The following is a 10,379-nucleotide window of genomic DNA, read 5'->3' as shown; positions in this document are numbered from 1 at the left end:
TCATTTCAAGTTTTTTAATTATATTTTTCATAATGAATCAAAAATTATTATATATTTGGATTTGTTGAAAATTCTTCTAAAATTAAATCAACATCAATAATTTGTTTTTCAATATTTATTAAAGATCTAGAATTTTTAAAAGTTTTATCTCATGCACCATTTTCCATATGAGTTTTTTCAACAAGTATATAAGGCCTAGTGTCACCATATTTTTTAAGAACTTCATCTAAAACTTCACGCATTTTTTTAAGACTTCCAGTTAATTCATTTTGACTCATAGTAAAAAAATCTTTATTTTTTCATTCCCATTTTTCTAAATATTCGGGTTTCATATTTTTTTCATTGGTTTTTTGTAAAGCATAAAGATCATAAATAGCGGGACCAAAATTCCAAGCTAAAAAATTATCTTTAAAAAATACCATTTTAAATCTTTTAAGCATATAACCTTGCAAGAAATAAAATATTTTTTGTTGCCATAAAATTGAAAATAAATAATCATTATCCACTTTTTTATTTACAAAACAATATTTTAAAAAATCAAATAAAAAATCTTGGGCATAAAAAGCATTTTCATTTTGTTTTATTTGCATGATTAATCTCCTTAATAAGTATGTTTATACTAATATTTTACACTTATAAAGTTTTTTTAATTTACTTTTATAAGTTTAAATTTTTTGGTAGATCAAATTCTCTACCATTTATATATAGCTTTAAATTGCTAAAAATGCAAAAAAATATTTTCTAACTAGTAGAAAATTTCTTTATTTAAATATAAAGTGCAACAAACACTTTTACATAAAATAAATTATACTCGTTTGAATTTCAAGCGAATATTTTTATTTTTTGTTTTTTTGGCTTTGCTTTTAAGCTTTTTCGTACCCATATACTAAGGGTTTTATTTTGTTTTTAAGTTTTTCTTTTACATTTTTAAAATTGAATCATATATATTTTGAACATTTTCAATTAAACACTTCTCTAGGCATTGAATTTATTTTGTCTTGTAAATCTTCAATATCTTTTGGTATTAAATCTGAAAAATCAAATCCATTTTTGTAAAATCTTCTAACTAATCCATTAGCATGTTCATTTGATACTCTTTGGTAAGAATCATAAGGCTCACAAAAATAAACAAGAAAATTTAATCGCTTTGCAAATAAACCAATTTTATTAAACTCAAAACCATTATCAATAGCTATTGTTTTAACTGTTAAGTTATTACCTTGAATTAACTCAGCAATTGCCTTTTTAACGAGATGGCAATTTTTTGTTCTAATAGATTTTATAAAAGTTTTTTTGCTTATTCTTTCAGTTGATGTTAACAAATTGCTGTAACCATTAGCTTTTTTACCTATAATTAAGTTGATTTCATAATGATTGGGTTCTAATATTAAGTCAATATGTTTTGGTCTAGCTCAAATAGGAATTACATATTTGCCAGTAAATTTAGAAAATATACCCCTACTTCTTTTTTCGCCTTTTTTATATCAAGTTCTAAACGATCGCTAGGTCATATTCTCCATTGGCCATTTTTAACTCAATTAAAAACTTGTCTTCATGATGGCATTGCTATATTTAAATTCATCACTTTTATTTTGCATCAAGTAGCTTTTACACCATGGATTCTTTTATCAAAGTACTTATTAAATAAATTTACAAAGTCATTGTATTTTTCAACTTTAAAGAAAAATTTGTGTAATTGTTTACTTTTGCTTTTTTCTTGTGTAAAATTAAATTGATAAGATCCTCCACTATTAGAATTTCTTTTTATTTCTCTTGAAATTGTTGACTTGTTTTTTATTAAAATTTTAGCTATTTGATTAACTGATTTATGATCACAATTTCACAAATAATAAATTTTTAATCCTTCATCATAAGATAATTATTTATAATTCATATAAAGATCACTTTTATTTTAGTCGGTGAGTGGGCGAACTTTTTTCATACCTTTTCTCACTAAGATTATATAAAAATGCAACAATTATCACTAATCGTTGCACTTTATATTTTAATTTGGGAAATATTTTGTAAATATAAAATTTTAAGCTTGTTTTTTTGAAAAAAATCTTATAACTTGATCTTCATGAATTTTTGATCACTGTAAAGCAGCGATAATTGCAAGACCTAAAGGGGTTACGATTCACATCACAATTTCATTTTGATAAAATACGCCCAAGATCACACACATTAAAATTTCAATTAACCATACAGATGCGATAAAATGAATTGAAAATTTGTGTTTTTCTTTTTTATAAATTGTGTTTAATGCTGTTCCAAATAAAAAACCAGTTAAAGAAATAATCAAAGTAATTATTGCTACTAAATTATTTTCTTTTCATACTAATAACGCATTTGGTAAAGCAATGATGGAAGAGTAAATAAAAAAGTGAGAAATAATAATCATAGCTCCAGAAGTTTTTATATTACTATCCACCGTTTTTTCTAGTTGCATAATGTAAATAGCAAACACTAAAATCATAACAAAGAAAAATGATGATAGCCTTCCCATTTGTTCAAAAATACTGCTGCCATGTACAATTTTTTCCGAGAACATCATTAGTGATTCTCCGAATGAAGCGACACTTAGAATGATAAATCTTTCTACCACATGATGAAATTGAATTGAATCATTTTTAAAGCAAATAAACATTGTAGTAACGGGGATTACAACCATTACAAATACTAAAGCAAAGAATAAACCGTGACGTAGTGATTCTCCATGATATGTTCCAGCTTTGTAACTAATAAAAATAATTCCTACAGTTACAAGGACGGCCATTAAAACATAAGCAAAAGTTTTGCGATTTTTAAACATTGTTTTTCGATTTATTAAAACAACTGTTAAATACTCTAATGCTGTAACAATACACAAAATACCAACATACAAATTTAAAATATTTTGGTTTTCAACAGTTTTATTTTCATCATGTCCACCAAAAACAGAATGAAATGATAATGCCAAAAATACCATAATGTACATATTAATAAATAAAAAGAAATTTTCTATATATTTATTTTCTGAATATTTATTAATAAAAATAGTTTGATAAAATCACAAACTAATTAATAGTGCAAAAGTAAAGAAAATAACTACATAAAATGACGGAGTAAAATGCTTTGATTCTAATTGTTCAAAAATACCTTCTCCAATTAGCACCATTGCTAAAATAAAAACAATGTCATAAAAGTGTTCAAAAAATTTTACTTTTTTAATTTTTTCAAGCAAATTTAACTCCTTTCTAAAATAAATAAATTTAAAAAAATTATAATAAAATTTCTATAATTTTAATAAAAATGCAGTTTTGTAAATATAAATTGCATTTAATTATTTATTTTTTTCAAGTATTTCTGCTTCTCTTAATTTTAGATAGGCAATTCTTTTAGTTGTTAATTTATTAGACGGAATTTGACTAAAAGCTTGAGCAATATTTTTATGGTCTTTTAATCAAGCTTCCATTTTTATTGAATTGATAATTTTCATTTTGCCATTTTTACTATCATATGTAAAATGTTGTTTATCAAAATGTTTGTGAAGTATTGCATATAAATTAATGTAATTTTCTTCATCAGAAATTAAATTTTTATAATCATTGTATTTTATAAAATCAATTTCAGAAATGTCTTTTATATCTTGATACTTAAATAAAATTTTTTCCATTTTTTGCTTAATTTTATAAACGGGGTAAATATGAGCTTTTTCTAAATCTTCTGCATATTTCCATTGAAAAACAAAATTTTTAGAAATTTGAATCATTTTACTATATTTACTTCTTTCTGATTGCACATCTTTTTCAATTTTTTCTTTAATTTTATAAATTAATTTAGCATGTGTTTTTAATTTGTGAGATATATTATTGAATTCATCATTAGATAAATTTTTTTGAAATTTTTGAAACAAATTTTTATTTTTAGAATCAATAAAATTTAAATAATCATTAATATACAAATTTTCATCATTATAAATTTCTGTAAGTAATTCTTGATTAAATTGTCTTTTTTTAATTGTCATTAAATCAAAAAATAAAACAAAATTTATAGTTTCATTATTATTTATTGCTAAAATTTGTGCATTTTTAAAATTACCAACTTCGCCAGAAGGGTTGTTGCCTCTTATAATGGGTAAAATTGTTTTAATATTACCTGTATTTTCAATATTTAAATTATTTTTTTGTGTTAAATGATATGTATTTATTCAATTATTAAATTTATCTAATTGTTGCTTATTTAATTTTAAAAAATTAAATGATTCACTTTTTGAATTTCTTATTATTTGCTTTTCAATATTTAAAAGCTGAAAAATTTTTTCACGCTTCCTAAAATTGCTATTTTTATTTTCAAATCATGAAGCTGTTGTGTTTAAATCAATTACTAATTCTTCAAAAATTATTTGGCGATTATAAATAACTCCTAATTTGTCAAACGCAAATGTAATTTTGCCTTTAAATATTGATTTTGTAGAATTTTTACTTATTTTTTTATTAAAATTTGAAGATACAAAAGTTCATTCAGTTCAAAATAATTCTTCATCTAAAGGAATGATGGCTTGTTTATTTATAGACATTTAATTACCTCTTCAAATAAGGCTTCTAAAACTTCTATAGATATTGAGTTCCCGCATGTAAAAATCATTTTAGTTTTGGGTATTAAATTAGTTTCTGCAACTACTTCAGCAACTTTTTTGCTAAAGCCCATATACTGATAAGATTCAATTTCATCAATATATTTAATAATTTTATGTTCTGGAAAATAAAACTTAAGTCTTGAATTAGCGCCCGAAGCAGTTAGTGTTGGTCCAATACCATTTGTCAAATATAAATAATTTTCAGAACGGAATTTTGAATATTCTAAAATTTCAGCTTTATAAATTCCGCTTTTAGTTCTGCTAAAAGCTGTTCATTTATAATCAAAAATTTTATTAATATTTTCTTGATCATTTATTAAACTAATATCATCTAATTTAATTATTTTACTAAGCTGTTTTGACTTTCTTTGTTTTGGTCATTGGAATTTTGAAAGATCAAAACCAGACACCATGAAAACCCGATTTCGATTTTGACAACTACCAAAATCTGCAGCATTTAAAACCTTTCATTCTGATTGATAACCTAGTTTTTCAAGCTTTTTAATTCAGTTGTTAAATTCAACCCTAAATTTTTGATGTGTTAAAGCTTTAACATTTTCCATAATTAAAAATTTTGGTAAATGTGATTTATTACTTTTTAAAATTCTTTCAATTTCATATAGCAAGGAACTTCTTGTGCCTGTCTCTAAACCTTTTTGCTTTCCTTGTTGCGACAAATCCTGACAAGGAAAAGAATAAGTTAAAATATCAATGTTTTCGGGAATTGTAATTAATTTTGTAATATCTGTGGCGCTTATTTGACTTTCATTTCCACCATTTAAAAATGCAAAAAGATAAGGATATATTCGCCTTAATTTTGCTTCTTGCATTTTTTGAAAATAGCTATTACTTACAGGTGTTTTACTGTTAGCTGAAAAAGTAAATTGACTTAAATAATTCACCATTTTTTCGCGGGTTAAAATAGTTTCTGGTTTTAGTGAACCATAATGAATAATTTGGTAACTGATAATAGCATCAATATATCATTCAACAACACCTAAATTTTTAGTTTGAAAATTCAGTTTTTTTTCAATGTTTTTTAAGGCTTGAAATTGTGAACCAATTCCAGCGAAAGTTTCATAAACAGTAACTATCCTATTGCTCTCTCTCTCTCTCTCTCTCTCTCTCTCTCTCTTCTATTTATTTTTGTATTATTCATATTATCCTTTTCTGTAAACATTAATTTATTTATATTAAGTTTATCGCAAAAAGAACACTAATAAATTAGATAATTTAATTGTTCGTATTTAGTTATTTTTCTTCGTATTTGTTCGTGCGCTCTGTATAATTTTTGTTACTATAATTTTAATAAATTTATTTAAAGGAAAATGTTATGAGTAGCAAAAATAAAAAAAGGATTTTAGATCATATTAATAATAATGTTTTAAAAATTGCTTTAGCTAAAAACGAAAAAGAAGTACAAGGTATGGTAGAACAAAATATGTATGATCTTTTTAAAGTTCATTTTTTAGCTCATGAATTTAATTTTGATAATAATAGAAATTCCAAAAGAGCAGATTCAATAGGAATTGATGATAATTTAAATCCTGTCATTTTTGAATATAAATTAGATACATCAGATAGGATTATTAAGCAAACAAAAAGGTATAAAAAATTATTAAGTGACAACATCAACAATTTTTTACAATTATTGTCAAATAATAAAAAATATAAGCATTTACTAGAAAAATTTATTAAAAAAGGTAATAAATATAAAATTAGGGTTATATGTATTGTTAGATATTTCCCAGAAGAATATTTGGAGGATTTTAAAGAAGATTTTGATGGAAGAAATGGAGATTTTCAAAATTGAACCCTAATTGAGTATGAAAAATATTTAGAAAAAGATATTATTACCTTTGACATTATTGCGGGCGAAATGTTTTGTAACAATTGGGAAAATGTAGAAAATATACTAGAAAAAAATTGGAAAATATCAAAATTTAGTGATTCATTAGAAAAATCATCAGCCAAATTAATTAATAATAAATCAAATTTAAGCTATCAAAATAAAAAAAATTTAAACACAAAAATTGATTTGTCAAGTAAGGGTACTCAAACAAATGATAATTTATCAAAAAATAAAAAGAATAGCACCCCAAATTATTACAAGTATTATGACAAAATGTCTAATGAAATAAAAGAATTATTAAAAATAATTAAAAAAGATTTAAATCAATTAGATGAAAAATTTAATTTTGACATAAAACAAGGCTACTCAAGCTATAGAAGTAGTTTTAATAATGAAATTATTTTAGCTTTTAAACTTCAACCTCAAAAGAAAAGGTTAAAAGGCTATGTAAAATTAAATCACTCAGAAGATGAATTTGGGAATTATAATTTTTTGTTTAATGCTATAAATGAACATCCTCCAGCTAATACAGGAACTTTTATTAGCGATGAAAAAGATTGAAAAAAAGTAAAACCATTTGTAGAACTTGCTATAGAAAGAAACTTACAAAAATCTAAAAAATAATTATTTAACCCAATATTTTCCGCTATCAACAAACTTTAAATGGTATAATTTCAAAACTAATTTGATATAATTAAATACTTAATTTAATGGAATATTAGAAAGGTTATTGATAATGCCGAAAAATACTCAAAAAGTTGAAGAAATTATTTTAACTCAAGAAAGCTACGATGCTTATAAACAAGAATTAGAAACACTACTAACAGTTGAACGTCAAAAAGTAATTCAAGAAATTAAAGAAGCTCGTAATCAAGGTGACTTGTCAGAAAATGCTGAATATGATGCTGCACGTGAAAAACAAGGTCTAGTTGAATCAAGAATTTCTGAAATTGAATACATTTTAAGCAAAGCAAAAATACTTAAAGCTAACAAAACAAAAACTATTTCATTAGGTTCGAAAGTTAAAGTTTTGAACTTAAACACTAATGAAGAATTACAATTTCAAATTGTAGGTAGTTTAAATGCTGACCCATTTGAAAATAAAATTTCTAATCTTTCCCCATTAGCTATTGCCATTATTGGTCATGAAGTTGGAGAAGAAGTTGAAGTTGATGCTCCAGAAAAATATACAGCAAAAATTTTAGAAGTAATGAAGTAATTTTCATCTACTAATTATAATTTTATAAATCTACTCTTGCAGTAGATTTTGTTTTAAAATCAAAGATATTTACATTATTTAAAAATATACACAGTTTTTATTATCAATTATTTTAATTAAAAGGAAATAAGAATTTATGAAATTTAAATCTAAAAAAAGAAAGTTAATATTACTTTGAGCAATTCCTTTATCAGGAATGGTTTTAATATCAGGAATTGTTTTAGCTGTTGTTTTTTCTCAAAAATTTAATTTAGGTAAAACCGATATAAAGCAATCTATTCCTGGTGGTGATAAAGGGAAACCTGACTCAAGGGAAAATTTAGAAGAGCCCATTTCTGACAACGCCGCTGAAAAAAATAAAACAGAAAATTTCAATAATACTAATGATATAGACTCAAATAATCCCTTACCACCAGCTCCTAATCCGGATTCATTTAATTCAGAAATCTCAGAGTCCAAGCCTTCTAATAATGATCAAATTATAAACAATTCAAATCATAATGAGACTCCAGATATTGATGAAAATAATAATAAAAATGATTATGAAATAAAAAATGGTGAAAAAGTAGATTCTAGCATTGAGCAACCTACAGATTCTAAAATTTCTGAAGAAAAAATAAAAGTAAAATACCAAATATACAATAATGATGTATATAAGAGACCTGGATTTTCAAACAATAAGTTTAGATTACAAAAATCTATAACTAATGTTTATAAAAAATATTATCGAATGAATAATCTTTTAAGCCGCATGTCATGAAATTTTAATGAAAAAAAACAAGAATTTAACTGAGAATTCAGTTTAGATGAAATAGATAATATTTTAAAAATGGATGATACAAGTTTAGAACCTTATTTATATTTATTGCTAAATTTTAGAAAAAGAAAAATTGATGAATCAAATACAAAAGAACCAACTGAAAAATCTATTATTTATGAAAATTATCCAATAGGAATAAGGTTTTCATTAGAAGAAATAAGAGAAAAAAAATTTTTAGTTGTAGACAAAATAGATGACATTCTACTTGTTATTCAATATCATAACAGTAGTAATTCATTATCATTTTCCATAAGTAAAAAACCGGATACTAAAAAAATATTAACAGACAATATTTATGACGCTGAAGCTAATGACAAAATATTTTTTTCATACTTTACATCTTTTGTAAATTTAGGTTTTACAAGTAAAAATGGAGAAAATCAAACATTAGAGAAGTTTAAATTATATGAACAATACAAAGATTTTAATTTTGTAGATTTTTTAAATACAAATAAATCATTAATTCCAAAAAAACGATTTATAGATCGAGCATTCTTATTCAACCCAGAAAAACCATTTGATGTAAATGTTAATTCTAATGATGCTTCTACACAAGAAAATATTACTTATGAAAATATTTCGGAAAAAAAATTTATAAATACTTATTCACCAGTGATTAGTCAAATTTATTCTTATAATGATTTTCCATTGGCTGAAGATATAAGAATCCGCACTTTTTATTTTGCCGGAACATGAACAATGTTTGCAAAAGTTAAGCCATCAGATCCTAATGATGAAAGATATTATGTAATGTCAAACCGCCATGTTGGTGAAGCAATAGAAAAATATGCCAAAGAAGGAATTTACTATGAATTTAAAAAAATAGGAAATTCTTATTTTAAAAATACAATGAATGTCAATTTTTGAGAAGGGATAGATAAGATTAGAGAAAACCCTAGCAAATTTGAAATACCAAATTTTTGAATAATTAATAAAGATCAACAAAAAAATAAACAAGGTCAAGATAGTCGCTATGGAGTAGATATACAAGTAAATATTATTGATTTAAAACAATTAAAGCCGCTTATTAAAGAAAAAATTCGTTTAAATCATTCTGTTGAAAATTGAACTTCAGTTTTGCAAGATTTTGAAAAATGACCTACACTTCCGCCTTTAAAATTTACTAATAAATATACAAATTTAACAAGATCTGAAAAAAATAATAATCTTTTTGGTTTTTATATGAATGGCTATGGAGCAGGAGGGTATAATAGTCAAATTATAAATAAAATGAACTACGTATTTCGTGGTGGAAGTGCTGAAACTTTAACTTTTCAAATTAATCATAATGAAGAATTTTCTACACTTGTACGTGGTAATAGTGGTTCGCTCTTAATTGATGAAGAAAAAAATGTAGTAGCAATTTATGCATTTTCTTCTCCTGCTGGACAAAATATTATAAATGAATATGCATATATGTTGAATTCTCCAATTCTTGATGTTATTGGAGCTAACTATGGAAAGTATGATCCAGCTAAAAATATCAATCCAGCAACGCTTTGCCATAAAATTATTCAAGCTGCCAAAAATGATCCTGATAATTTTGAGATAATTGATATTTGCATGCCTATTAATGAATAATTTTTGTATAACTAGAATAAAATAACCACAATTTTTGTTATAAAATTATTTAAGAAAGCTTAAAATTTACCATGTTTTTGCTCCAAATTCAAAAAATTAATTTGGGTAAATATTTTATAAAAAAATAATAAATAATTAAACTTGTAAAAAAGTGAACTATAAAAAGTTAAATTCGCCCTAATATTGTTGTGACGATCGAAACTTAGAAGTTCACTTTTTATTATAGCCAAGCACTTAAAAACATCAGAATAAATAGAATTTTTTCAAATGTATAAAAAAGTTACAAGTT

The 10,379-nt window shown here is 23.9% G+C and carries 9 protein-coding genes; 3 read left to right on the top strand and 6 right to left on the bottom strand.

Annotated elements, in window-relative coordinates; all coding sequences use genetic code 4:
* Positions 1 to 47: 47 nt before the first annotated feature.
* The 6 genes from ACW95P_RS04835 to dcm_N all read right to left on the bottom strand — a co-directional run bounded on the left by ACW95P_RS04835 (position 48) and on the right by dcm_N (position 5,712).
* Positions 48 to 590, bottom strand: coding sequence for a Panacea domain-containing protein (locus ACW95P_RS04835; RefSeq protein ID WP_457962136.1), 543 nt, complete (start codon positions 588 to 590; stop codon positions 48 to 50).
* Positions 591 to 863: 273 nt separating this feature from the next.
* The gene (locus ACW95P_RS04830; RefSeq protein ID WP_457962138.1) at positions 864 to 1,397 is read right to left on the bottom strand and encodes an IS30 family transposase; all 534 of its coding nucleotides are present in this window, start codon (positions 1,395 to 1,397) and stop codon (positions 864 to 866) included.
* A gap of 26 nt (positions 1,398 to 1,423) precedes the next feature.
* Positions 1,424 to 1,846 (bottom strand): helix-turn-helix domain-containing protein, encoded by a 423-nt coding sequence (locus ACW95P_RS04825; protein ID WP_457962135.1) that lies wholly within the window; start codon positions 1,844 to 1,846, stop codon positions 1,424 to 1,426.
* 192 nt (positions 1,847 to 2,038) lie between these two features.
* Positions 2,039 to 3,223, bottom strand: coding sequence for a low temperature requirement protein A (locus ACW95P_RS04820; protein WP_457962133.1), 1,185 nt, complete (start codon positions 3,221 to 3,223; stop codon positions 2,039 to 2,041).
* A 99-nt stretch (positions 3,224 to 3,322) separates the two neighbouring features.
* Complete coding sequence (locus tag ACW95P_RS04815) at positions 3,323 to 4,558, bottom strand: MAG4270 family putative restriction endonuclease (RefSeq protein WP_457962132.1); 1,236 nt, start codon at positions 4,556 to 4,558, stop codon at positions 3,323 to 3,325.
* Positions 4,549 to 5,712 (bottom strand): DNA (cytosine-5-)-methyltransferase N-terminal subunit, encoded by a 1,164-nt coding sequence (dcm_N, locus tag ACW95P_RS04810; protein WP_457962137.1) that lies wholly within the window; start codon positions 5,710 to 5,712, stop codon positions 4,549 to 4,551. The genes ACW95P_RS04815 and dcm_N overlap by 10 nt, the downstream gene beginning before the upstream one ends.
* A gap of 239 nt (positions 5,713 to 5,951) precedes the next feature.
* On the opposite strand from dcm_N, the gene ACW95P_RS04805 reads away from it, so the two are divergent.
* The 3 genes from ACW95P_RS04805 (at position 5,952) to ACW95P_RS04795 (ending at position 10,090) form a co-directional block, all read left to right on the top strand.
* Positions 5,952 to 7,094 carry a hypothetical protein gene (locus ACW95P_RS04805; protein WP_457962131.1) on the top strand — a complete coding sequence of 381 codons (1,143 nt, stop codon included), beginning with the start codon at positions 5,952 to 5,954 and terminating at the stop codon, positions 7,092 to 7,094.
* Positions 7,095 to 7,206: 112 nt separating this feature from the next.
* A complete protein-coding gene (gene greA / locus ACW95P_RS04800) occupies positions 7,207 to 7,689 on the top strand; it encodes a transcription elongation factor GreA (protein ID WP_457962129.1) in 483 nt (160 codons plus the stop codon).
* A 136-nt stretch (positions 7,690 to 7,825) separates the two neighbouring features.
* Entirely contained in the window at positions 7,826 to 10,090 is a 2,265-nt protein-coding gene (locus ACW95P_RS04795) for a hypothetical protein (RefSeq protein ID WP_457962128.1), read from the top strand.
* The last annotated feature ends 289 nt before the right edge of the window (positions 10,091 to 10,379 follow it).

The sequence above is a fragment of the Mycoplasma pogonae genome, assembly GCF_054170725.1.
The sequence above is the reverse complement of the archived record's forward strand: the minus strand, read 5'-3'. Positions and strand labels throughout refer to the sequence as shown.